The sequence below is a fragment of the Pseudomonas sp. ES1 genome, from assembly GCF_050586605.1.
GTDB lineage: Bacteria > Pseudomonadota > Gammaproteobacteria > Pseudomonadales > Pseudomonadaceae > Aquipseudomonas > Aquipseudomonas sichuanensis.
In genome coordinates, this window is sequence record NZ_JBOBDM010000005.1 from 1 (window position 1) to 22,822 (window position 22,822).

Below are 22,822 nucleotides of genomic sequence, written 5' to 3' on the forward strand. Positions count from 1 at the left end.
AGGCGCGTCGCTATATAGTGATCGCCACAAAACCAAGACAAGGATGCAAAGGCGTGCTGGCAACCTCCCTCGTTCTGATCGCAGCCCTGCTGCACGCCACCTGGAACACCCTCATCAAATTCAGCGGCGAGCGCCTGCTGGTGATCGCCAGCATGGACCTGGTGGCACTGGTGTTCGCGCTGCTGGCCGTGGCCTTCGTCGACTTCCCGCCGGGCGAGATCTGGCCTTGGTTGCTGGCTTCGGCTTTGGCCGAGCAGCTGTATCGCGTGCTACTGATCAAGGCCTACCGGGTCGGTGACCTGGGCCTGGTCTACCCTCTGATGCGCGGGCTGTCGCCGCTGGTGGTGCTGGGGCTGACCCTGGCGTTCGCCGGTGAGTCGCTCAGCCAGCAGCAGATCATCGGCATCCTGCTGATCCCCTGTGGCATGGCCTGCCTGCTGTGGCAGGGCGGCGGCGGCGACCGGTTGCCCTGGTCGATGCTGCCGGTGGTGGCGCTGATCGGCCTGTGCATTGGCTGCTACACCTGGTTCGACGGCCAGGCTGTGCGCCTGTGGGGCAAACCGTTGGATTACCTGGTATGGCTGACCCTGCTCAGCGCCTGGCCTTTTCCGTTGCTGGCCGGCGTTGCCCGGCGTGCACCCTTCATGCTGTTCTGGCGCACCCAGTGGCGCCTGGGCCTGGCGGTGGGGGTGTGCGTGCTGTTGAGCTATGCCCTGGTGCTGTGGGCCATGCACCTGGGGTCGGTGGCCGAGGCGGCGGCGTTGCGCGAGCTCAGCGTGATCCTTGTGGTGCTGCTGGGCATGCGCTACCTCAAAGAACCTTTTGGCGGGCCGAGACTCCTAGCTTGCGGGCTGGTGCTGGCGGGCATGCTGGTGATGAAGCTCTGACCGATCATTTTTGAACAAGGAGTCCTGTCCATGACCGTAGCCCTGTGGTGCATCCTGATTGCCCTGGCTTTGCCGCCGTTGTGCGCGTTGATCGCGAAAGTGAGCAGCGGGCGCTTCGGCTTGCGTGACAACCATGATCCGCGCGCCTTCCTCGACACGCTGTCCGGCCTGCCGCGACGGGCCCACGCCGCTCAGCAGAACGGCTATGAGGCATTCCCGGCGTTCGCCGCGGCGGTGCTGGTGGCGGATATCGTCGGCAACGCCGAGCAGGTGACCCAGGATGTGCTGGGCGTGATGTACATCACCAGCCGGTTGCTCTACATCATCTGCTACCTGGCCGATTGGGCGGCGCTGCGCTCGATCGTGTGGTTCGCCGGGCTGGCCTTGATCGTGGCGTTTTTTGTCGTGTCGGTCTGAGGCCGAGTTGCCTTCTTCGCGGGTAAACCCGCTCCCACAATGATCGGCAATCCCTGTGGGAGCGGCGGTTCGCCGCTGCGATTCACCCGCGAACAATCCAGTGCCGATCAGGGCACCTTCGGCACCTCGGGCAGCGCTACACCCTTGGGCCACAACATCCAGATCTGCCCCTGCTGCTTCATGTTGCCCGCCAGCTCGCCGGCTTCGGGCCCGGTGCCCCAGAACAGGTCGGCACGCACTTCGCCGGTAATGGCGCCGCCGGTGTCCTGTGCGCCCACCGGGCGTACCACCGGGCTGCCGTCAGGGCGGGTGGTGGACAACCACAACAGGCTGCCCAGCGGGATCACCTTGCGGTCGATGGCCACGCTGTAGCCTGCGGTCAGGGGCACGTTGAGCGAGCCGCGCGGGCCTTCGTTGCTATCCGGGCGGGTGCTGAAGAACACGTAGCTGGGGTTGCTCGCCAGCAGCTCCGGTACCCGTTGCGGGTTGGCCTGGGCCCAGCTGTGGATGCTGCCCATGGTCACCTCTTCTTTTTTCAGCTGACCCTGCTCCACCAGCCAGCGGCCGATTGGCCGGTACGGGTGGCCGTTCTGGTCGGCATAGCCCAGGCGCAGCTGGCGCCCGTCGTCCAGCTGCACCCGGCCGGAGCCCTGGATCTGCAGGAACTGCAGGTCCATCGGGTCGGTCAGCCAGGCCAGTACCGGCGCCTTGGCGCCGTCGCGGTTGATGACCTGGGCGGTGTCGTAGGGCTTGAGCACGCGGCCTTCGAGGCGCCCGCGCAGGCGCTTGCCCTTGAGCTCGGGGTACACGCTGGCCAGGTCCACCACGATCATGTCCTCTGGCACGCCATACACCGGCACCTGGGCCGCGTCGGTGCGTTTCAGGCTGCCTGGGTAGACGGGCTCGTAGTAGCCGGTAATCAGGCCGTTGGCGTTGTTTTCGGCCGAGCGCAGGCCATACACCTGCAGGTTCTGTTCGAGGAAGGTGCGCACTTGCGCGGCGCTGGCCGTCGCCGTGCCGGCCGCTTCACAGGTAGGGGCCCACACCGGGTCACGCTTGAGTTTCTCGCAGCCGTTGCGCCAGGCGTTGAACCCGGCCAGCAGGTCGTCGTCGCTGACCGCGGGCAGGTCTTTCCAGGTGGCCGGGGCGTAGGTGGCGATGGCGTGGGGTTCGGGCTTGGCGTTTTCGCCGCCGTTGCAGCCGGCCAGCAGGGCCAGGGCCGGAAGCGCCCAGGCAAGGTGGCGCAATGCAGATGTCATGAGCGTGGTCCTGTGCGGGGTGAACATGAATATTCGCCCTTGTTTTCTGTGTGGCTATTGGTCTTTGGCCGATGGGCGGCGATACTGGCGCCCCGTTGTTCCCGGCCGAAGAGACCATGATGTTCAAGCGATTGTCCGTAGTACTGCTGGCTGCCCTGGCCCTGACCGCCTGTGACCAGGTCGACCCCAACTCGCCGCTGGGCCAGCGCAAGGCGATCTTCAAGGCGATGCTCAAGACCAGCGAGGACCTGGGCGGCATGCTGCGTGGCCGGCTGCCGTTCGACGGGGCGAAGTTCGCCGATGGCGCGGTGAAGCTCGATAGCCTTGCCCAGCAACCCTGGCAGCACTTTCCACAGGTGCGCGACGAGGGCGACAGCAGTGCCCGGGCGGATGTCTGGGAGCGTCAGGCGCGTTTTCACGACCTGGCCCGGCAGCTGGAAGGGGTCACAGGCGAGCTGGTGGACGTGACTCGCAGCCAGCCGTTGGAGGCCGCGCAGCTCAAAGGGCCGATGGACAAGGTCGAGGCTGCGTGCAAGGCCTGTCATACCGAGTTTCGCAATCATTGAGATGAGCACGGGGCATTGTGTGCGCGGGCTTGCCCCGCGATGGCATCATCGCCGGGCAAGCCCGCGCACACAACGCTTCGCGCCTGCATGAGACGGGTCGGCTAGCGCTCCAGCTCGTCCACCGCTTCCTGCAGTTCCTTCTTCGCCTCGGCGAGCTTGTCCTTGCGCTTGTTGATCTTCTCTGCGTCGCCTTTCTTCATGGCTTTGTCCAGGTCCTTGGTGCGCTGGTTCACTTCGTGACGGGCGTCGAGCACCTTCTGCTCGCGCTCCTTGCGCAGGCCGGCATCGGTGCAGTGTTCGGTCACTTCACCCAGGGCCGTTTCCAGCCCGGCCAGTTGCTCTTTGTTGCCATGGGCGCGGGCTTGTTCGATCTGTTCGCTGATGGCCTGACGCTTGGCCGCGCATCCAGTCAGCGCCGGCTGCTCTTCGGCAGCCATCAGCGGGCTGGCGACGAAACCCAGCAGGGTGGTCAGGGCGAGGGACGAAAGCAGTTTCATCAAGGGCTCCATTCGGGGCAGGGCAGCAGAAAGCGGAATGCTGCCCTGATCCGCGAAATTTAGAAACCCTCGATTGCATGTTCTCGCAGTTGCAGGGCCAGGGCCTGTACCTGCTCATGGTTGAAAAAGCCAAGCAATTGGGTGGCCCGGCCAGGGCCGATGCCGGGCTCGGCAAGCCATTGCTCAATGTTTCTGGAGGCCAGGGTGGGCCAGTCGGGCCCAAGCTTCAGGGCGGCCGGGGCGGGTACGCCGAGTGCGCGTAGCCAGCGTTCGAACGGCTGTTGGCGAGCTTGGGCGAAGGCGTGTTGCAAGTGATCGGCGCGGGCCTGGGCAATGCCGGGCAGGGTCGCCAGGGTGTCGCGGTCGAGGTCCAGCCAGTCGGCCAGGGTCGTGAGTCGCCCGCTGTCGATCAGCCGCTGCCAGGTGCCGGGCCCCGTGCCAGGCATGTCCAGCCCCTGCTTGCCGCTGAGCCAGGCCAGCCGGGCAAGAAACTGTTGCTGGCAACCCTCGCTGGCCTGCCAGCAGCTCAGGGCGTGGTGCTCGGCCGGGTCTGGCGCGATTACCGGTGTGCGCTGTGGGCTGCGATGCACCACGCTTTCCAGGCGGGGAATGGTCAAGCCCGCCAGGCTCACCGCCACCTGGTCGCCCGGGCGAATGTCCAGTTGCTGCCAGCGCGCCAGCGAGCCCAGGCTGAGCTGGCTGATTTGCCGGTCATCCAGGCGCAGCGGTTCGAGCTGCAGCAGCGGGGTGACGCGCCCGGTGCGGCCAATGCGAAAATGCACCCCGCGTACCTGTGCCAGCGCCTGCCTGAACGGGTACTTCCAGGCGGCGATCCAGTAAGGCGTGCGGGCTTGCCAGCGCTCGGCCGGTGGCCGGCTGTCCTGGCGCAGGATCACGCCATCGGTGGCGAAGGGCAGGGCGGAGCGATACCAGTGCTGGCGCCAGTGTGCGGCCTCCTCGAAGGTGGTGATCGCCACGCTGTGGCGCAGGCTGTCGGCAAACCCCAGCGTTGCGAGCTGCGCCAGGCGTTCGGCCTGGGTGTGCGGGCCTGTCGGCCAGTCCCAGACGAACAGGCCGATACCGGCGCCCTGCACATCGCTCAGCTGTTTGCGCGCCAGCAGCCCGGCAACGATGCCGCGCGCGTTGGCGCTGCCGGCCTCTGCCTGTACATGGCCTTCGAGGCGCCAGTACAGCTCGCCTTGGAATACCGTGTCCAGCGGCTGTGGCAGCTCTTGCAGGATGCCGCTCAAACGGGGGATGTGCCGGCTCCAGTCATGCCCCTGGGTGCCATCGCCGCGGCTGAGCAGCTGGCTTAACCGGCCCTGGCGAAAGATCAGCGACACGGCCACGCCATCGACCTTGGGCTGTATCCACACGTTTTTCTTGCCCTGTAACCAGCTGCGTACCGCTTGCTCGTCGGCCAGCTTGTCGACGCCGGTATGCGGCACAGGATGAGGGGTCGGGCCGCGTGCGCTGGCCAGCGGGTTGTCACTGCCAGGCAGGTTGAAACAGGTTTGCAGGCTCAGTAGTTGCTGGCGACTCTGGTCATAGAGTTCGTCCGCTACAAGGGCAATGCCCTGGCGGTGATAGTGGTCGTCCCAGCGGGCCAGGGTCTGGCGCAGGTGGGCGACTTCAGCACGGGCGCGCGCGGTGTTCCAGTCGGGACAGGGCTCGGCATTGGCCGGGGCGAGGTAGGCGCATAGCAGAACAAGCAACATCCTGAGCGACATGGGCGGCATCCTTGCGTGGCGAAAGGGAATGCTCAGCCTAGGCACGGCTGGGCACCCGCAACGCGTCGGATTGTCATGCGATATTTCATGAAAAAGGCCCCTGCCGATCACTCGGCAGGGGCCTTCCTGTACCGCCGTAGGAGGTTTACAGGCCGGCAGCGGCGCGCAGGGCGTCGGCGCGGTCGGTGCGCTCCCAGGTGAAGGTGGTGAAGGTGTCGTCGCCGACGGTCTTCTGCTGCGGGGTACGGCCGAAGTGACCGTAGGCAGCGGTTTCCTGGTACATCGGGTGCAGCAGGTCGAGCATGGTGGTGATGGCGTACGGGCGCAGGTCGAAGCACTCGCGCACCAGCTGGATGATCTTGTCGTCGGAGATCTTGCCGGTACCGAAGGTGTTCAGCGAGATCGAGGTAGGCTGGGCCACGCCGATGGCGTAGGACACCTGGATCTCGCAGCGCTCGGCCAGGCCTGCGGCGACGATGTTCTTGGCTACGTAACGGCCAGCATAGGCGGCCGAGCGGTCGACCTTGGACGGGTCCTTGCCGGAGAACGCGCCACCACCGTGGCGGGCCATGCCGCCGTAGGAGTCGACGATGATCTTGCGGCCGGTCAGGCCGCAGTCGCCCACCGGGCCACCGATGATGAACTGGCCGGTCGGGTTGATGTGGAACTGGGTGTCCTTGTGCAGCAGCTCGGCCGGCAGGGTGTGCTTGACGATCAGCTCCATCACCGCTTCCTGCAGGTCTTTCTGCGACACTTCAGGGTTGTGCTGGGTGGACAGGACCACGGCGTCGATGCCGACGACCTTGCCGCCTTCGTAACGGCAGGTGACCTGCGACTTGGCATCCGGGCGCAGCCACGGCAGCAGGCCGGACTTGCGCGCTTCGGCCTGGCGCTCGACCAGACGGTGCGAGAAGCAGATCGGTGCTGGCATCAGCACGTCGGTTTCGTTGCTGGCATAGCCGAACATCAGGCCCTGGTCGCCAGCGCCCTGGTCTTCCGGCTTGCTGCGGTCGACGCCCTGGGCGATGTCCACCGACTGCTTGCCGATGATGTTCATCACGGCGCAGGTGGCGCCATCGAAGCCGACGTCGGAGCTGTTGTAGCCGATGTCGACGATGACCTTGCGCACGATGTCTTCCAGGTCGACCCAGGCCGACGTGGTGACTTCGCCGGCGATGATGGCGACACCGGTCTTGACCAGGGTTTCACACGCAACGCGGGCGAACTTGTCCTGGGTGATGATGGCGTCCAGCACTGCGTCGGAGATCTGGTCGGCGATCTTGTCCGGATGCCCTTCGGACACGGACTCGGAAGTGAAAAGGGAGTATTCGCTCATCTCGAGGGGTTCCTAAAATGTACCGATGTGTGTGTCGCCAGCGGCCCGCTGGAAATGCCGGACCTGGATCTGGAAACCGTTACGCAAGCCAACGTAGAGGCTGTCCCCGTGGACCAGCCCCGCCGCATTGGCCCAGCGGGCCAGGTCATCCTGCTCGAAGCCAAGCCAGAGGTCGCCGCAGGCATCGCGCGCCCACCCCTGGTCATGGCTGCACAGCTCGGTGACCAGCAGGCTGCCGCCCGCCTTCACCCGTTTGGCCAGCAGGCGCAAGGCCAGGGCCGGGTCGCTGAAATGGTGCAAGACCATGTTCAGCACAACGCAGTCGGCCTGCACCTCCGTTGCACCCAGTGCATCGGCCAACTGCAGGTCTACGTTATTCAGATTGTCGCGCTCGCACACCTGGCGGGCCAGGTCGAGCATGGTCGGGCTGTTGTCCATGGCCGTGACCTGGGCAAAGCGCCGGGCCAGGTCAGGCAGGAAGCCGCCATCGCCGGGGCCGACTTCCAGGGCGCTGGCAGCACTGCCAAAGCTCAGCTTGTCGAGCAACGCCAGCAGGCTTTCGCGGTACTGCGGCAGGCCGGCGATGAGGTCTTGCTGGGCGCGAAACTTCTCTTCCACGCGCAGGAAGAAGTCCTGGCTGGTGGCTGCGCGGCGTTGTTGGACCTGGGCGATGCGGGTCTGCACGTCCTGCGCCAGGGCCAGTTCATCGACCTCGTCGAGCAGGGCGGCATGCAGGCGCCCGCCGGGCAGCGCGCGGCGGTAGAAGATCGCGTTGCCTTCGCGGCGGGTCGCCACCAGCTCGGCCTGAGCCAGCACCTTGAGGTGGTGGCTCATGCCGGATTGGCCGATGTCGAAGATTTGCGCCAGTTCCAGCACGCCGAACGAGTCGTTGGCCAGTGCGCGCAGCACGTTCAGGCGCAGCGGATCGCCGCTGGCCTTGCACAGGGCGGCCAGCTCGTCGCTGCTTTGAAGTGGAATGGGCGCACGAAGATTCATGGGGCGGGAGTCTAGACAGGGGAGGCAGTCGTCGCAATAGCAATATCAAAAAATTTTGATATTGGTTGATGGGCGGAGAGATGTGTGGGCTTGTTCGCGGGTAAGCCCGCTCCCACAGGTCAGCGCGTTACCTGTGAGAGCGGGTTTACCCGCGAAGAAGTCCACACGGTTCCCGCTGTTTTCACCTGAATACCCGGCCAAACACAGGAAAAATGCCCGACTGCGACCATCCGTCATTGCCCCCGGCCCCCCCAGTGGGCGAAAATGGCCGCCTTTTTTCGTTTCACTATCTATTCAAGCCCCAGGAGACTCAGCGATGCCCAGCCGTCGTGAACGTGCCAACGCCATTCGTGCCCTCAGCATGGATGCCGTGCAAAAGGCCAACAGCGGCCACCCAGGTGCCCCCATGGGCATGGCGGATATCGCCGAAGTGCTTTGGCGCGACTACCTGAAGCACAACCCGAGCAACCCGAACTTCGCCGACCGTGACCGCTTCGTGCTGTCCAACGGCCACGGCTCGATGCTCATCTATTCGCTGCTGCACCTGACCGGCTATGACGTCACTATCGACGACCTCAAGGCGTTCCGTCAGCTGCACAGCCGCACCCCGGGCCACCCGGAGTTCGGCTACACCCCTGGCGTCGAGACCACCACCGGCCCGCTGGGCCAGGGCCTGGCCAACGCCGTGGGCTTCGCCCTGGCGGAAAAAGTGCTGGGCGCCCAGTTCAACCGTGAAGGCCACAACATCGTCGACCACAACACCTACGTGTTCCTCGGCGACGGCTGCATGATGGAAGGCATCTCCCACGAAGTCGCCTCGCTGGCCGGCACCCTGGGTCTGAACAAGCTGGTTGCCTTCTACGACGACAACGGCATCTCCATCGACGGCGAAGTGGAAGGCTGGTTCACCGACGACACGCCGAAGCGCTTCGAATCCTACGGCTGGCTGGTGATCCGCAACGTCGACGGCCATGACGCCGACGAGATCCGCACCGCGATCGACACCGCCCGCAAGAGCGAGCGTCCGACCCTGATCTGCTGCAAGACCATCATCGGCTTCGGCTCGCCGAACAAGCAGGGCAAGGAAGACTGCCACGGCGCACCGCTGGGCAACGACGAAATCGCCCTGGCCCGCAAGGAACTGAACTGGAACCACGGCCCGTTCGAAATCCCCGCCGACATCTACGCCGAGTGGGATGCCAAGGCCCAGGGCGCCAAGGTCGAAGCCGAGTGGGATCAGCGCTTCGCTGCCTACGCCGGTGCCTTCCCTGAACTGGCCAGCGAGCTCAAGCGTCGCCTGAACGGTGAGCTGCCGGCGGACTTCGCCGAGAAAGCGGCGGCCTACATTGCCGAAGTCGCGGCCAAGGGCGAAACCATCGCCAGCCGTAAAGCCAGCCAGAACACCCTCAATGCGTTCGGCCCGCTGCTGCCAGAGTTCCTCGGTGGTTCGGCTGACCTGGCCGGCTCCAACCTGACCCTGTGGAAGGGTTGCAAGGGCGTCAGCGCGGAAGATGCCAGCGGCAACTACATGTACTACGGCGTGCGCGAATTCGGCATGACCGCGATCATGAACGGCGTTGCCCTGCACGGCGGCCTGGTCCCTTACGGCGCCACCTTCCTGATGTTCATGGAGTACGCCCGCAACGCCGTGCGCATGTCGGCACTGATGAAGCAGCGCGTGATCCACGTCTACACCCACGACTCCATCGGCCTGGGCGAAGACGGCCCGACTCACCAGCCGATCGAGCAGCTGACCAGCCTGCGCAGCACGCCGAACCTGGACACCTGGCGCCCGGCCGACGCGGTCGAATCCGCGGTGTCCTGGAAGTGCGCCCTGGAGCGCAAGGACGGCCCGTCGGCGCTGATCTTCTCGCGCCAGAACCTGCAGCACCAGACCCGCGACGCCCAGCAGATCGCCGACATCGCCCGTGGCGGTTACGTGCTCAAGGACTGCGCCGGCGAGCCTGAGCTGATCCTGATCGCCACCGGTTCCGAAGTGGGCCTGGCTGTTCAGGCGTTCGACAAGCTGAGCGAGCAGGGCCGCAAGGTCCGCGTGGTGTCGATGCCGAGCACCAGCGTGTTCGACGCCCAGGACGCTGCGTACAAGCAGTCGGTACTGCCGCTGCAAGTGGGCGCGCGTATCGCCATCGAAGCTGCTCACGCGGACTTCTGGTACAAGTACGTCGGCCTCGAAGGCCGCGTCATCGGCATGACCACTTACGGTGAGTCGGCGCCGGCTGCCGCGCTGTTCGAAGAATTCGGCTTCACCCTCGACAACATCCTGGGTACCGCTGAAGAGCTGCTGGAAGACTGATGTATCCGGGAGGCCATGTGCCTCCCACCTGATCGCGGGGCAAGCCCGCTCCCACAAGGTATCCCGGTGCCTTGTGGGAGCGGGCTTGTCCCGCGATGGTCGTTCAACGCACTTGCCACGTGAGTATCGAATGCCCCACCCGCGTCCCTACAAAGTTGCACTCAACGGTTACGGCCGCATCGGCCGCTGTGTCCTGCGCGCACTGTTCGAGCGTGGGGCGAAGGCCGGTTTCGAGATCGTTGCACTGAACGACCTGGCCGACCAGGCCAGCCTGGAATACCTGACTCGCTTCGACTCCACACACGGGCGTTTCCCCGGTGAGGTGAAGGTCGATGGCGACTGTCTGCATATCAATGGCGACTGCGTGAAAGTACTGCGCAGTGCCACCCCCGAAGGCATCGACTGGGGCGCCCTGGGCATCGACCTGGTGCTCGAGTGCACCGGCGCCTACAACACCCGCGCCGACGGCCAGCGCTTCCTCGATGCCGGTGCGCCGCGCGTGCTGTTCTCGCAGCCCATGGCCAGCGAGGCCGACGTCGATGCCACGGTGGTCTTTGGGGTGAATCAGGATTGCCTGACCGGCAGCGAGCTGCTGGTGTCGAACGCCTCCTGCACCACCAACTGCGGCGTGCCGCTGCTGCGGGTGCTGGACCAGGCCTTCGGCATCGAGTACGTGCAGATCACCACGATTCACTCGGCGATGAACGACCAGCCGGTGATCGACGCCTATCACCACGAAGACCTGCGCCGCACCCGTTCGGCGTTCCAGTCGGTGATCCCGGTGTCCACCGGGCTTGCGCGCGGCATCGAACGCCTGCTGCCGGAACTTGCCGGGCGAATCCAGGCCAAAGCGGTACGCGTGCCGACCGTCAACGTGTCGTGCCTGGACATCACCCTGCAGACCGCCCGCGACACCAGCGCGGCCGAGGTCAACCGGGTGTTGCGCGAGGCCGCCCTGGATGGCCCGCTCAAAGGCCTGCTGGCCTACACCGAGCTGCCCCACGCCAGCTGTGATTTCAACCATGACCCGCATTCGGCCATCGTCGATGCCAGCCAGACCCGCGTTTCCGGCCCCCGCCTGGTGAACCTGCTGGCTTGGTTCGACAACGAATGGGGGTTCGCCAACCGTATGCTCGACGTTGCCGAACACTATCTGCACGTCGTCCACCCCACCCGCAGCAAACAGCCCTGAAGGACTGCATTCATGACCGTGTTGAAGATGACCGACCTCGACCTGCAAGGTAAGCGCGTACTGATCCGCGAAGACCTCAACGTGCCTGTGAAGGACGGTGTGGTTGCCAGCGATGCGCGTATCCTGGCCGCGCTGCCGACCATCAAGCTGGCCCTGGAGAAGGGCGCGGCGGTAATGGTCTGCTCGCACCTGGGCCGCCCGACCGAAGGCGAGTTCTCGGCCGAGAACAGCCTCAAACCGGTCGCCGACTACCTGAGCAAGGCCCTGGGCCGCGAGGTCCCGCTGGTTGCCGACTACCTCGACGGTGTCGAGGTGAAGGCCGGTGACCTGGTGCTGTTCGAAAACGTGCGCTTCAACAAGGGCGAGAAGAAGAACGCCGACGAGCTGGCGCAGCAATACGCTGCCCTGTGCGATGTGTTCGTGATGGACGCTTTCGGCACCGCTCACCGCGCCGAAGGTTCCACCCACGGTGTTGCCAAGTTCGCCAAGGTCGCCGCTGCCGGCCCGCTGCTGGCCGCTGAGCTGGACGCCCTGGGCAAGGCCCTGAAGGCCCCGGCCAAGCCGATGGCCGCCATCGTCGCCGGCTCCAAGGTGTCGACCAAGCTGGACGTGCTGAACAGCCTGAGCAGCGTGTGCGACCTGCTGATCGTCGGCGGCGGCATCGCCAACACCTTCCTCGCCGCTGCCGGTCATCCGGTGGGCAAGTCGCTGTACGAAGCCGACCTGGTCGACACCGCCAAGGCTATCGCCGCCAAGGTCAATGTACCGCTGCCGGTCGACGTGGTGGTCGCCAAGGAATTCGCCGAAAGCGCCGAAGCAACCGTCAAGGCGATCGCCGACGTGGCGGCTGACGACATGATCCTCGACATCGGCCCACAGACCGCTGCCAACTTCGCCGAGCTGCTGAAATCGTCGCAGACCATCCTGTGGAACGGCCCGGTCGGTGTGTTCGAGTTCGACCAGTTCGGCAACGGCACCAAGGTGCTGGCCAAGGCCATCGCCGACAGCGCCGCGTTCTCCATCGCCGGTGGTGGCGACACCCTGGCCGCCATCGACAAATATGGTGTCGGCGCGGATATCTCCTACATTTCTACCGGTGGTGGCGCGTTCCTCGAATTCGTCGAGGGCAAGGTGCTGCCGGCTGTGGCGATTCTCGAAGAGCGGGCCAAGGCCTGAGCACGAAGGCGCCTGGCAAAGGGAGCGACCTGATGGTCAAGCAATTGCCTGTGATGATGGTGGCCTTGCTGCTGGGCGCCTGCGCCAGCGACAAGGGCGCGGACGGCGAGCCGTCGCAGGCCCACAAGGGCGGCTGTTATCAGTCCCAGTGGCAGGCCGAGACGGTGCCGGTGATCAACAAGCGCCTGGGCCCCGACGGCCTGGAAAAGTATGACGACGAGCACCAGCGCAAGGCGCCGGGCTGCCCTTGATCGGGCGGCAGGCAACCAAGCCTGGCTTTCGTGGTCTTGGAAGAGGGGCTGCTGCGCAGCCCTTCGCGGGTAAACCCGCTCCCACAAGGTCAGTGCATGCCCTGTGGGAGCGGGTTTACCCGCGAAGGGCCGCGCGGCGGGCCCATGACGAGGTTTTAGGATGAAAGCGCTTCTGGCCGCACTGGCCCTGGCGACCCTGGCAGGCTGCTCGCTGTTGCAGCCGGCACCCGCCCCGGTGGCGGACAACTGGACCCGTTGGGTCTGCGACAGCCAGGCCGAGGTGCTGTGGCGCTTCGCCGATGTGAAACAGGATGCGGTCGACGTGCGCCTTGGCGGCGGCGACCAGGTCTACCGGCTCAAGTCCGAGCCGGGCGCCTCGGGCGCGCTGTACAGCGATGGCGTGCTGGCCTTCCACACCAAGGGCCAGGAAGGCCTGGTGTACTGGGTGGCGACCAACGATCTGATTGGGCGGGGCTGCAAGGCACCGTGACTGGCCGGGCCGCCACGGTGGCCCACACTACTTGAACAGCAACCGCCCCTGCGGCAGGCTTGCACGAAACAAACGACGCTTGTCGGGAGAGAGATACACCATGGCACTCATTAGCATGCGCCAGATGCTGGACCACGCCGCCGAGTTCGGTTACGGCGTCCCAGCTTTCAACGTCAACAACCTCGAGCAGATGCGCGCCATCATGGAAGCCGCCGACAAGACCGACTCTCCGGTCATCGTCCAGGCTTCCGCCGGTGCCCGCAAATACGCCGGTGCTCCCTTCCTGCGCCACCTGATCCTGGCGGCCATTGAAGAGTTCCCGCACATCCCGGTGTGCATGCACCAGGACCACGGCACCAGCCCTGACGTGTGCCAGCGCTCCATCCAGCTGGGCTTCAGCTCGGTCATGATGGACGGCTCGCTCGGTGAAGACGGCAAGACCCCGACCGATTACGAGTACAACGTCCGTGTTACCCAGCAGACCGTTGCCATGGCCCACGCCTGCGGCGTTTCGGTAGAAGGCGAGCTGGGCTGCCTGGGTTCGCTGGAAACCGGCATGGCCGGTGAAGAAGACGGCATCGGCGCCGAAGGCGTGCTCGATCACAGCCAGATGCTGACCGACCCTGAAGAAGCGGCCGACTTCGTCAAGAAGACCCAGGTCGATGCCCTGGCCATCGCCATCGGCACCAGCCACGGCGCCTACAAGTTCACCAAGCCGCCTACCGGCGACGTGCTGGCGATCGACCGCATCAAGGAAATCCACAAGCGCATCCCCAACACCCACCTGGTGATGCACGGTTCCTCTTCGGTACCGCAAGAGTGGCTGGCGATCATCAACCAGTACGGCGGCGACATCAAAGAGACCTACGGCGTACCGGTCGAAGAAATCGTTGAAGGCATCAAGCACGGCGTGCGCAAGGTCAACATCGACACCGACCTGCGCCTGGCCTCCACCGGTGCCATGCGTCGCCTGATGGCGCAGAACCCGAGCGAGTTCGACCCACGCAAGTTCTTCGGTGAAACCGTCAAGGCCATGCGTGACGTGTGCATCGCCCGCTACGAAGCCTTCGGCACCGCCGGCAACGCCTCGAAGATCAAGCCGATCTCCCTGGAAGGCATGTTCCAGCGTTACCTGAAAGGCGAGCTGGCTGCCAAGGTCAACTGATCCGTTGGTAGTTGCTTGAAGAAACCCGCAGAGATGCGGGTTTTTTTATGCCCGCAATAATCGAGCGACAGATGAGGATTATCCCCACATAACCCGCAGCCATACCGTTAGTCGGCTAACATCAAATTCGATGGCGCTTAGCCATCTACCCGCGTTGCGTCTTCGGTCGCCCTGTCTAGAGTAAAGATCGGATCCAATAGCGGGCCAGGGTCGGTCTAAACATGGGAAGCAGCATGGATGTCGCTCACACACAACCTCCGGACAGTCGGTCGGTGCTACTGGTCGTAGACGACTATCCGGAGAATCTCATCAGCATGCGGGCGTTGCTGGCCCGTCAGGATTGGCAGGTGTTGACCGCCAGTTCAGGGATGGAAGCCCTGAGCGCGCTGCTCGAACACGAAGTCGACCTGGTCTTGCTCGACGTGCAGATGCCCGAGATGGACGGCTTCGAGGTTGCCCGGCTGATGCGCGGCAGCCAGCGCACGCGGCTGACCCCGATCATTTTCCTCACCGCCAACGAGCAGTCCGACGCCGCTGTACTCAAGGGTTATGCCAGTGGCGCGGTGGACTACCTGTTCAAACCCTTCGACCCACAAATCCTCAAACCCAAGGTGCAGGCCCAGCTGGATCAGCAGCGCAACCGGCGCATGCTGCAGCGCCTGACCCGCGAACTGGAGTCGGCACGGGCCTTCAACGCCTCGATCCTGGAAAACGCCGCCGAGGGCATCCTGGTGGTCGACGAGGCGGGCACCATTGGGTTTGCCAACCCCGCCATCTCGCGGCTGCTCAATGCTCCGGTGGACAGCTTGCAGGGCGCCCACGTGCTGGACTTGATCCAGTTGCCTTGCGCCAGCCTGTGGCGCGAGTCGGACTTCTACCAGGCGTATCTGGGCAGGCAGATCTTCCGCGTGCATGACGCCCAGTTGCGCACCGTCTCCGGCGAGCTTGTGCCGGTGGCGCTGTCCTGCGCGCCGTTGCCCGTTGAACAGCGGGCCATGGTGGTGACGGTGCTGGACATGTCGGTGGTGCGCAGCCTGCATCAACAGCTTGAATACCAAGCGGTGACCGACCCGTTGACCGGGCTGCTCAACCGCCGTGGCTTCTACCAGGCCGCCGAAGGCGCGTTGCTGCGCAACGAGCGCTCGGACAAGGCCCGGGCCCTGATGTACATGGACCTGGACGGCTTCAAGCGGATCAACGACCTGCTTGGCCACGAGGCCGGCGACAAGGTGCTGCGCTGGGTGGGCGAGCAGCTCAAGGACTGCCTGGGTAACGAAGCGCTGCTGGCGCGCATGGGCGGCGATGAGTTCACCGCGCTGTTCGACGGGCTGCCGTACCCGGAGCAGGCCGGGCGCTTTGCCGAGAAACTGCTGGAGCGCCTTTCGGGTTTGCAGGAAGTGGATGGGCTGGAGGTCAGCCTGGGGGTGAGCATCGGCATTGCCACCTACCCCGATTGCGGTTCCAGTGTCGAGGGCTTGCTGCGCGCGGCGGATGCGGCGATGTACGCCGCCAAGCAGGCCGGGCGCCAGCAGTACCGCTTCTATGACCAGGAGCTCAATGGCCGGGCGCGCTCGCGGCTGATGCTCGAAGATGGCGTGCGCGCGGCCATCGAGCAGAACGACTTCAACCTGGTCTATCAACCGCAGGTGGCGTTCGGCGATGGCCATTTGCGCGGCTTCGAAGCCTTGCTGCGCTGGCAGCACCCGAGTGTCGGCGATGTGCCGCCGGGGTTGTTCATCCCCTTGCTCGAAGAAGCGCGCCTGATCAATCGCCTGGCCAGCTGGATCTACCGCAAGGGCGCCGCCCAGCGCAAGGAATGGGGGGCGCGCTTCGGCGCCCGGCTGGTACTGAGCATCAGCCTGAGCCGCGCACAGTTCGCCATGCCGGGCCTTGCCGACGAACTGGCGCGGGTGATCGACGAATATGCCCTGTTGCCTGCCCAGTTGGAGGTCGAGGTGGCCGAGACCTCGCTGATGTACAACATCGACGCGGCGGTGAAGCAGGTGAATCGGCTGCGCGAGATGGGCATCCGCGTGGCGCTGGACGACTTCGGTGCGGGTGACTGCTCGCTGCGCATGCTGCGCGACCTGCCCATCGATACCCTCAAGCTAGACCGTCACCTGGTGGCGCGGCTGCCGGATTCGGCGGCCGACATTGCATTGGTGCGCAGTGTCATCGAACTGTGCGCGGCCTATGGCATCACCGTGATTGCCGAGGGCGTGGAGACGCAGGCGCAGGCGCAATGGCTCAAGGGCGCGGGTTGTGCCTTTGTGCAGGGTTTCCTTGTGGCAAGGCCGATGACCGCCGCCGATGCCGGCGACTTCCCGGCGGTATTCCCTTGGGGCGAGTGATTGGTAAACTCGGCGCTCCTTACCCCGATCTGCACCCTGATGACCGCCTTACGCTACCTGCAAGCCTACCCGCCGCATCTACAAGACCAGGTGCGTCAGCTGATCGCCAGCGGCCGCCTGGGCGCCTACCTGGACCAACGCTATGCCGAGCGGCATACGGTACAGAATGACAAGGCGTTGTACGGCTACGCCCAGGATCTCAAGCAGGAATACCTGCGCAGCGCACCGCCGCTGGACAAGGTGCTGTTCGACAACCGCCTGGACCTGACCCATCGCGCCCTCGGCTTGAACACCGCGGTGTCGCGGGTACAGGGCGGCAAGCTCAAGGCCAAGAAAGAGATCCGCATCGCCTCGTTGTTCAAGGAGGCGGCGCCGCAGTTTCTGCGCATGATCGTGGTGCACGAACTGGCGCACCTGAAAGAGCGCGACCACAGCAAGGCCTTCTACCAGCTCTGTCAGCACATGGAGCCGGACTACCACCAATTGGAATTCGACCTGCGCGTCTACCTGACCTATCGGGAGCTGCCGGGTAACACCTGAGGGACAAGCACCAGATGAGCACGGAAGTGAGCAAGACCCGCAGCAGTTTCTACCGCCGCCTGTACGTGGCCTGGCTGATCGACAGCCAGACCGCCACCAGTGTGCCGGCGCTGATGGAGGCCACCGGCATGCCCCGGCGCACCGCGCAGGACACCATCGCTGCGCTGGCCGACCTGGACATCGTCTGTGAATTCGAGCAGCAGAGCGGCGCCCGCAACCATGCCGGGCATTACCGCATCCGTGACTGGGGGGCGATCGACAAGCAGTGGATCATCCAGCACCTGCGCCAGATCAGGGATGTGCTGGGTTATCCGTGATCTCTGCGCGGTCCTGGTGAGAGCAATTGTCTTGCTCGCTATTCAAACCGTTGCGCGATCACTGTGGGAGCGGGTTCACCCGCGAACACGGGCATAGCCCGTGCCAGGCACCGAGGTGTCATCTTCGCGGGTAAATCGCAGCGGCGAACCGCCGCTCCCACAGGCAGAGTGCAGGTCTTGAGTTCGGCGCTGTCAGGTGGGAGCAACTGCCTTGCTCACACTTTAAAGATCTGGCGCGCCCACCGGCGGCTTCAGCCCTTGCGCATGCCGATATGGGGAATGTCGTCTTCCAGATATTCCTCGCCCACCGCCACAAAACCATGCCGAGCGTAGTACCCCTGCAAATGCGCCTGTGCCGACAGGTACACCGGTGTCCCCGCCCAGCAATGTTCGGCGCACTCCAGCCCCTTGAGCAGCAACTGATGGCCCAGGCCGCCACCCCGTGCGTCGGCTGCCGTCACCACCCGCCCGATGACCACGTCGCCACCCTGTGATTGCGGGTCCAGCAGGCGCAGATAGGCCACCAGCTTGTCGTCCTGCCAACCCATCAGGTGCAGGGTGTCGCCGCTCAGGTCCTGCCCGTCGACTTCCTGGTAGGCACAGCGTTGCTCGACCACGAACACTGCCGTACGCAACTGCAGGACGGCATAGAGCTGTTCCTTGCCGAGGTCGCTGTGGTGTTTGCAGATCCACTCGATGGACATGGGGTATGGGCTCCTTGTATTGGCGCTCGATCATCGCAAATCCGGCCGCTGCGCACGAGCCTGGCCTTGCCGCAAATCACGTCTGATGGCGTTCGGCCAAAATAGAGGCTAAATGACATTATTGTCCGCTGTCGCCGGGATGCGGCTTGTGTAATCTGCAGGATCTGTTGTGAGTAGAGATCGCCATCTTCAGCGTGGGGCCCCCAACTGCGAAAGGATTTGAGCATGCGGCCACTGCTTTGCGTTCTTGGAATACTGGGTTTGTTGTGCGCAATGCCCGCCGCCGCCCAGGAGAAACTGCGACTGGTGGCTGACAGCTGGCCGCCCTTTACCGATGCCGCCATGCCCGGCGGTGGCCTGGCCACCAGCATCGTCACCACGGCGCTGAACCGTGCAGGTTTCGCCACTTCGTTCGAGGAAGTGCCCTGGGCCAGGGCGCTCATGGGCATTGGCGAGGGGCGTTACGACGTACTGGTCAACGCCTGGTACAACGATGAGCGCACGCGCATCGGCGAGTTCTCCGGGCCCTACCTCATCAACCGTATCCGTCTGCTCCAGCGCCAGGGCGAAGGCTTCGTCTTCAAGCGTCAGGCCGACCTCTACCCCTACACCATCGCCGTGGTGCGCGACTATGCCTACTCGCCGGGCTTCGACAGTGACGAGCGTCTGAACAAAGTGCCGGTGCGCAGTTTCTCGTCGGCGGTGCGGATGCTCGCGGCCGGGCGGGTCAACCTGACGGTGGAGGACGAGTACGTGGCGCGTTACAACCTGCAGCGCGAACCGCAGCAGGTGCGCGATGGGGTGAGCTTCGTCGACCCGCCGCTGAGCGAGAACAGCCTGCACATCCTGGTCAGCCTCAAGCACCCGGAGCACGGGCAGGTGGTGGCACGGTTCGAGAAGGCCATCGCGGCGATGAAGGCCGATGGCAGCTACGCCCGGTTGTTGCGCCAGCACGGCTTCTGATCTGCGTTGGCCCTATCGCCGGCAAGCCGGCTCCCACATGGATCGCGCCTGTGGAGCCGGCTTGCCGGCGATAGGGCCAGTACAGGTCACCCCGCGATCAGCCCGGCTCACCTTCCTTGATCAAATGCCCCGCCAACGTGCGCAGTGGCCCCAATTGACGGCAGATCAGCGCCAGTTGGGTCTGCACCAGGCGCTGGTGCTCGTCCAGCTCCTCGGGCATCTGCTCCAGCGCATTGGCCAGGGCCTCTTCCGCGTCGCTGTGGATTGCCACTGGCAGGCGCGCGGCCAGGCCGTTGGCGATTTCGTCGAGGCTGGCGGCCAAGGTCTGGCCTGCACCCTCGATCAGTTGCTCATGGACCTCGGCCGGCAACGCCGTGTCGCGGTGTGCCCCAAGCCCTGAGAGATAACTGAGCAGGGTGTGCGACAGCACCAAAAAGCGGAAGCCGACATCCGCTTCCTTACGGAAATGCCCAGGCTCCATGAGCATGTTGGCCAGGGTGGTGGACAGCGCGGCGTCGGCGTTGTGCGCGTTGCGCCGGGCCAGGCGGTAGGCCAGGTCGTCACGCTTGCCGTGGGCATACTGCTGCATGATCTGGCGCAGGTACTGGCTGGCGCATGCCAGGGTATTGCCCAGCACCTTGTTCAGCCGGCGGCCCTGCCAGTCGGGCAGGAACAGGAACACCGCGAGGATGGCGATCAGGCTGCCGACCAGGGTATCGAACAGGCGCGGCAGGAACAGCCCGTAACCATCGCCGGTCTGGTTGAAGCAGAACAGCACCATCAGGGTGATCGCCGCCGTGGCCAGGGTGTAGCGGGTGGTGCGGTTGACGAAGAACACCACCCCGGCGACCACGGCGAAGGCCGACTGGATCAGCGGGTTGGGGAACAGGTCGAACAGCGCCCAGCCCACGGTCAGGCCGATGGCGGTGCCGAGCATCCGCTGGCCCAGCTTGCGCCGGGTCGCCCCGTAGTTGGGCTGGCAGACGAAAAGCGTGGTGAGGATGATCCAGTAGCCCTGGGTCGGGTGGATCAGGTGCACCATGCCGTAACCCACCGACAGTGCCAGCGACAGGCGCAGGGCATGGCGGAACAGCAGCGAGGTGGGGGTCAGCTGGGTGCGCAAGCGCTGCCACACATCCTTCAGGTTGCGCGGCGAGCGGTCGAGCAGGCTGCTGTCGCTGGCGTCTGCCAGGCTGTCCGGGTTGCTCGCGGCGCCCAGCAGGCGGTCCAGGGTGGCCAGGTTGGCGGCCAGGGCCCGCAGCGAGCGCAGCAGCCCGCGCCAGGCCGGGTTGTTCTGTTCGCGCAGGTGCTCCAGCGAAGCATTCAGGTCTTCCAGCGCTTCGGGGTAGCCGCTGGCGAGCACGAACGGCTGGCGCAGGCGGATAGAGCGTGCCAGCTCCTGGCAGGAGGCACCCTGTTTGCGCAGCAGGCGCTGGCAACGGAACATCACGTCGCTGTGAAAGAACGCCTCGTTGAGGGCGTTGTAGGGGTAGTGCGAGGCGCTGACCCGCTCATGCAGGTCCTGGGCCAGGAAGTACAGCTTGAGGTAGCGGCTGACCTTGGAGTTGGGCTGACTATTGCCGACACGGTGCAGGATGATTTCCTTGGCGGCGTTGAGCGCGGCCACCACCTTGCCGTTCTGCTTGGCCAGTTCCAGGCGCGTGGCCTCGACGTCCAGGCCGCGAATCGGCTCGAACAGGCTGGCCTTGAGCTTGAGGTAGCTGCCCAGTTCATAGAACAGCTTGGCCAGGCTCTGTTGCACCGGCTGGTTGGAAAACAGCGCCTGCCACAGCACCGACAGCAGCCCGTACCAGGCGGCGCCGGTCACCAGCAGCAACGGCTCGTGCCAGAAGTCATTGACCTCGCCGCCGCGCTGGTCCACGCCGATCATGGTGTACACCGACAGGATCAAGGTCGCCGAGGCGATCGCCCCGTAGCGCTCGCCCAGTGCGCCGAGCATGGTCAGGCCGAAGGCGGCCAGGGCCAGGGCGATGGCGAAGATCCAGGGGTAGGGGAACAGCAGCTCCACCGACAGGGCGGCGATGGCAAAACAGCCGAGGGTGACCAGCAGGGCGCTGAGGCGGCCCTGCCAACCGTCATCGGTCTCGGCCAGCGCGCTGGCGATGATGCCGAGGAACAGCGGGATGAGCAGGCTCATCTCGTTCTGGTACCAGCACCAGGCCATGCTGCCGGTGAGGGCGATGGTCACACGAATGGCGTAGCTGAACTTGTCTTGGCCCCACAGGCGACGCAATGAATGGCGGAACGAGCTCGATGACATGATGGCCCTGGGCTGAGATCGGTTGAATACCTTCGAGGCCGCTTGGGGCCGCTGTGCGGCCCATCGCCGGCAAGCCGGCTCCCACAGGGATCACATCAATCCTGTGGGAGCCGGCTTGCCGGCGATGGGCTGCGCAGCATCCGCAAAAAATGGCACTCCGAGCACAGACCAGCAAGAAGCGTTCCGTGCTGCTGAATGGATTCTACTCTACACGAACTGCGCCGCAGCGTTGGCCGAAGCCCAGGCCCACTGGAAGTTGAACCCCCCCAGGTGCCCGCTCACGTCCAGCACCTCGCCGATGAAGTACAGCCCGGGGCTCTTCAGCGATTCCATGGTCTTGGACGACACCTCACGGGTATCCACGCCGCCCAGGGTCACCTCGGCAGTGCGATAGCCCTCGGTGCCCGCCGGCACTACCTGCCAGGCCGCCAGTTTGTCGGCGATCTGCGCCAACTCGGCCGGGGTGTACTGCTTCAGCGGCTTGGATTCGAACCACTGCTCGGCCAGCAGGTTGGCCAGCTTGCGGGTGAACACCTCGCCCAGCACGGTCTTCAGCTCGCTGTTGGGGCGCTCGACTTGCTGGCCCTGCAGCCACTCCAGGGCATCGCGGTCGGGCAGCAGGTTGATCTCGACCGTGTCGCCGGCCTCCCAGAACGACGAAATCTGCAGGATCGCCGGGCCGCTCAGGCCGCGGTGGGTGAACAGCAGGTTTTCCCGGAAGCTTGTGCCGTTGCAACTGGCGGTGCAGTCCAGCGAGGTGCCGGACAGCTCGGTGCACAGTGCCTTGAGCTGGGGCTCGGTGATGGTGAACGGCACCAGGCCGGCGCGGGTCGGCAGCAGTTGGTGGCCGAACTGGCGCGCGACCTGGTAGCCGAAGCCGGTGGCGCCCAATGTCGGGATCGACAGGCCGCCGGTGGCGATCACCAGCGACTGGCAGGCGAACGGGCCGGCGCTGGTCTGCAGGCGGTAGCCGCCTTCGGTTTTCTCGATCTGTTCGATGCTGGTGTTCATGCGCAGCTCGGCGCCGGCCGCGTCGCACTCGGCCAGCAGCATGTCGAGGATGTCGCTGGACTTGTTGTCGCAGAACAGCTGGCCGAGCTTCTTCTCGTGGTACGGCACGCCGTGCTTGCACACCAGTTCGATGAAGTCCCACTGGGTGTAACGGGCCAGCGCCGACTTGCAGAAATGCGGGTTGTGCGAGAGGAAGTTGGCAGGCTCGGTGTACATGTTGGTGAAGTTGCAGCGCCCGCCGCCGGACATGAGGATCTTCTTGCCCGGTTTGTTGGCGTGGTCGAGCAGCAGCACCCGACGGCCACGGCGGGCGGTGAGCTGGGCGCACATCAGGCCGGCGGCGCCGGCGCCGAGGATGATCACGTCGGTGGAGTGCACG

General features: G+C 65.0%; 21 protein-coding genes. 13 read left to right on the plus strand and 8 right to left on the minus strand.

Translation table 11 applies throughout. The features are described from left to right. The first annotated feature begins 53 nt into the window (after positions 1-53). Both ACQ4N9_RS03370 and ACQ4N9_RS03375 read left to right on the plus strand, forming a co-directional pair. Entirely contained in the window at positions 54-887 is an 834-nt protein-coding gene (locus ACQ4N9_RS03370) for a DMT family transporter (protein WP_125465819.1), read from the plus strand. A 30-nt stretch (positions 888-917) separates the two neighbouring features. Next, entirely contained in the window at positions 918-1,304 is a 387-nt protein-coding gene (locus tag ACQ4N9_RS03375; protein ID WP_125465818.1) for an MAPEG family protein, read from the plus strand. 107 nt (positions 1,305-1,411) lie between these two features. Here the strand turns inward: ACQ4N9_RS03375 and mltA are convergent, their stop codons facing one another. After that, positions 1,412-2,563: a murein transglycosylase A gene (gene mltA / locus ACQ4N9_RS03380; protein WP_390965824.1), complete on the minus strand. Its 1,152-nt coding sequence runs from the start codon at positions 2,561-2,563 to the stop codon at positions 1,412-1,414. Positions 2,564-2,682: 119 nt separating this feature from the next. Here mltA and ACQ4N9_RS03385 point away from each other — a divergent pair, with 119 nt between their 5' ends. Then, a complete protein-coding gene (locus tag ACQ4N9_RS03385) occupies positions 2,683-3,129 on the plus strand; it encodes a c-type cytochrome (protein WP_390966089.1) in 447 nt (148 codons plus the stop codon). 101 nt (positions 3,130-3,230) lie between these two features. Here ACQ4N9_RS03385 and ACQ4N9_RS03390 read toward each other — a convergent pair whose 3' ends face one another. The 4 genes from ACQ4N9_RS03390 to ACQ4N9_RS03405 all read right to left on the minus strand — a co-directional run bounded on the left by ACQ4N9_RS03390 (position 3,231) and on the right by ACQ4N9_RS03405 (position 7,688). After that, positions 3,231-3,626: a DUF1090 domain-containing protein gene (locus tag ACQ4N9_RS03390; protein WP_390965826.1), complete on the minus strand. Its 396-nt coding sequence runs from the start codon at positions 3,624-3,626 to the stop codon at positions 3,231-3,233. Positions 3,627-3,685: 59 nt separating this feature from the next. Continuing rightward, the gene (gene ligB, locus ACQ4N9_RS03395; RefSeq protein ID WP_390965828.1) at positions 3,686-5,356 is read right to left on the minus strand and encodes an NAD-dependent DNA ligase LigB; all 1,671 of its coding nucleotides are present in this window, start codon (positions 5,354-5,356) and stop codon (positions 3,686-3,688) included. A gap of 145 nt (positions 5,357-5,501) precedes the next feature. Further along, positions 5,502-6,692 (minus strand): methionine adenosyltransferase, encoded by a 1,191-nt coding sequence (metK, locus tag ACQ4N9_RS03400; RefSeq protein ID WP_279847975.1) that lies wholly within the window; start codon positions 6,690-6,692, stop codon positions 5,502-5,504. 12 nt (positions 6,693-6,704) lie between these two features. Beyond that, positions 6,705-7,688 (minus strand): ArsR/SmtB family transcription factor, encoded by a 984-nt coding sequence (locus ACQ4N9_RS03405; RefSeq protein ID WP_390965830.1) that lies wholly within the window; start codon positions 7,686-7,688, stop codon positions 6,705-6,707. A 316-nt stretch (positions 7,689-8,004) separates the two neighbouring features. Between ACQ4N9_RS03405 and tkt the strand changes: the two genes are divergently transcribed. The 9 genes from tkt to ACQ4N9_RS03450 all read left to right on the plus strand — a co-directional run bounded on the left by tkt (position 8,005) and on the right by ACQ4N9_RS03450 (position 17,484). Further along, positions 8,005-10,002, plus strand: a complete 1,998-nt coding sequence (gene tkt, locus ACQ4N9_RS03410) for a transketolase (RefSeq protein ID WP_390965832.1) — start codon at positions 8,005-8,007, stop codon at positions 10,000-10,002. A 130-nt stretch (positions 10,003-10,132) separates the two neighbouring features. Beyond that, the gene (gene epd, locus ACQ4N9_RS03415) at positions 10,133-11,194 is read left to right on the plus strand and encodes an erythrose-4-phosphate dehydrogenase (RefSeq protein WP_110994175.1); all 1,062 of its coding nucleotides are present in this window, start codon (positions 10,133-10,135) and stop codon (positions 11,192-11,194) included. Between the two features lie 12 nt (positions 11,195-11,206). Then, complete coding sequence (locus tag ACQ4N9_RS03420; protein ID WP_347150694.1) at positions 11,207-12,370, plus strand: phosphoglycerate kinase; 1,164 nt, start codon at positions 11,207-11,209, stop codon at positions 12,368-12,370. Between the two features lie 32 nt (positions 12,371-12,402). Then, positions 12,403-12,621 carry a hypothetical protein gene (locus tag ACQ4N9_RS03425; protein WP_390965835.1) on the plus strand — a complete coding sequence of 73 codons (219 nt, stop codon included), beginning with the start codon at positions 12,403-12,405 and terminating at the stop codon, positions 12,619-12,621. A gap of 160 nt (positions 12,622-12,781) precedes the next feature. Continuing rightward, the gene (locus ACQ4N9_RS03430; RefSeq protein ID WP_110994178.1) at positions 12,782-13,111 is read left to right on the plus strand and encodes an MliC family protein; all 330 of its coding nucleotides are present in this window, start codon (positions 12,782-12,784) and stop codon (positions 13,109-13,111) included. 100 nt (positions 13,112-13,211) lie between these two features. Further along, positions 13,212-14,276 carry a class II fructose-bisphosphate aldolase gene (gene fba, locus ACQ4N9_RS03435; RefSeq protein WP_008093958.1) on the plus strand — a complete coding sequence of 355 codons (1,065 nt, stop codon included), beginning with the start codon at positions 13,212-13,214 and terminating at the stop codon, positions 14,274-14,276. Positions 14,277-14,509: 233 nt separating this feature from the next. Continuing rightward, positions 14,510-16,627, plus strand: a complete 2,118-nt coding sequence (locus ACQ4N9_RS03440; protein WP_390965837.1) for a putative bifunctional diguanylate cyclase/phosphodiesterase — start codon at positions 14,510-14,512, stop codon at positions 16,625-16,627. 39 nt (positions 16,628-16,666) lie between these two features. Next, positions 16,667-17,167, plus strand: a complete 501-nt coding sequence (locus ACQ4N9_RS03445) for a M48 metallopeptidase family protein (RefSeq protein WP_125465807.1) — start codon at positions 16,667-16,669, stop codon at positions 17,165-17,167. A 14-nt stretch (positions 17,168-17,181) separates the two neighbouring features. Beyond that, positions 17,182-17,484: a winged helix-turn-helix domain-containing protein gene (locus ACQ4N9_RS03450; protein WP_125465806.1), complete on the plus strand. Its 303-nt coding sequence runs from the start codon at positions 17,182-17,184 to the stop codon at positions 17,482-17,484. 251 nt (positions 17,485-17,735) lie between these two features. Here ACQ4N9_RS03450 and ACQ4N9_RS03455 read toward each other — a convergent pair whose 3' ends face one another. After that, positions 17,736-18,188, minus strand: coding sequence for a GNAT family N-acetyltransferase (locus ACQ4N9_RS03455; protein WP_125465805.1), 453 nt, complete (start codon positions 18,186-18,188; stop codon positions 17,736-17,738). Between the two features lie 225 nt (positions 18,189-18,413). Here ACQ4N9_RS03455 and ACQ4N9_RS03460 point away from each other — a divergent pair, with 225 nt between their 5' ends. Next, positions 18,414-19,151: a substrate-binding periplasmic protein gene (locus ACQ4N9_RS03460; protein ID WP_258705238.1), complete on the plus strand. Its 738-nt coding sequence runs from the start codon at positions 18,414-18,416 to the stop codon at positions 19,149-19,151. Positions 19,152-19,248: 97 nt separating this feature from the next. On the opposite strand, the gene yccS is transcribed toward ACQ4N9_RS03460, so the two are convergent. Then, positions 19,249-21,432, minus strand: coding sequence for a YccS family putative transporter (gene yccS, locus ACQ4N9_RS03465; RefSeq protein WP_390965840.1), 2,184 nt, complete (start codon positions 21,430-21,432; stop codon positions 19,249-19,251). A 207-nt stretch (positions 21,433-21,639) separates the two neighbouring features. Continuing rightward, a complete protein-coding gene (locus ACQ4N9_RS03470; RefSeq protein ID WP_347150674.1) occupies positions 21,640-22,821 on the minus strand; it encodes an NAD(P)/FAD-dependent oxidoreductase in 1,182 nt (393 codons plus the stop codon). Position 22,822: the final 1 nt, after the last annotated feature.

Coding starts and splice junctions, on each gene's coding strand:
- ACQ4N9_RS03425 (WP_390965835.1), top strand. CDS start 12,403: ATGGTCAAGCAATTGCCTGTGATGATGGTGGCCTTGCTGCTGGGCGCC.
- tkt (WP_390965832.1), top strand. CDS start 8,005: ATGCCCAGCCGTCGTGAACGTGCCAACGCCATTCGTGCCCTCAGCATG.
- ACQ4N9_RS03460 (WP_258705238.1), top strand. CDS start 18,414: ATGCGGCCACTGCTTTGCGTTCTTGGAATACTGGGTTTGTTGTGCGCA.
- yccS (WP_390965840.1), bottom strand. CDS start 21,432: ATGTCATCGAGCTCGTTCCGCCATTCATTGCGTCGCCTGTGGGGCCAA.
- ACQ4N9_RS03390 (WP_390965826.1), bottom strand. CDS start 3,626: ATGAAACTGCTTTCGTCCCTCGCCCTGACCACCCTGCTGGGTTTCGTC.
- ACQ4N9_RS03445 (WP_125465807.1), top strand. CDS start 16,667: ATGACCGCCTTACGCTACCTGCAAGCCTACCCGCCGCATCTACAAGAC.
- ACQ4N9_RS03375 (WP_125465818.1), top strand. CDS start 918: ATGACCGTAGCCCTGTGGTGCATCCTGATTGCCCTGGCTTTGCCGCCG.
- epd (WP_110994175.1), top strand. CDS start 10,133: ATGCCCCACCCGCGTCCCTACAAAGTTGCACTCAACGGTTACGGCCGC.
- ACQ4N9_RS03450 (WP_125465806.1), top strand. CDS start 17,182: ATGAGCACGGAAGTGAGCAAGACCCGCAGCAGTTTCTACCGCCGCCTG.
- ligB (WP_390965828.1), bottom strand. CDS start 5,356: ATGTCGCTCAGGATGTTGCTTGTTCTGCTATGCGCCTACCTCGCCCCG.
- fba (WP_008093958.1), top strand. CDS start 13,212: ATGGCACTCATTAGCATGCGCCAGATGCTGGACCACGCCGCCGAGTTC.
- mltA (WP_390965824.1), bottom strand. CDS start 2,563: ATGACATCTGCATTGCGCCACCTTGCCTGGGCGCTTCCGGCCCTGGCC.
- ACQ4N9_RS03420 (WP_347150694.1), top strand. CDS start 11,207: ATGACCGTGTTGAAGATGACCGACCTCGACCTGCAAGGTAAGCGCGTA.
- ACQ4N9_RS03405 (WP_390965830.1), bottom strand. CDS start 7,688: ATGAATCTTCGTGCGCCCATTCCACTTCAAAGCAGCGACGAGCTGGCC.
- ACQ4N9_RS03385 (WP_390966089.1), top strand. CDS start 2,683: ATGTTCAAGCGATTGTCCGTAGTACTGCTGGCTGCCCTGGCCCTGACC.
- ACQ4N9_RS03440 (WP_390965837.1), top strand. CDS start 14,510: ATGGATGTCGCTCACACACAACCTCCGGACAGTCGGTCGGTGCTACTG.
- ACQ4N9_RS03430 (WP_110994178.1), top strand. CDS start 12,782: ATGAAAGCGCTTCTGGCCGCACTGGCCCTGGCGACCCTGGCAGGCTGC.
- ACQ4N9_RS03455 (WP_125465805.1), bottom strand. CDS start 18,188: ATGTCCATCGAGTGGATCTGCAAACACCACAGCGACCTCGGCAAGGAA.
- metK (WP_279847975.1), bottom strand. CDS start 6,692: ATGAGCGAATACTCCCTTTTCACTTCCGAGTCCGTGTCCGAAGGGCAT.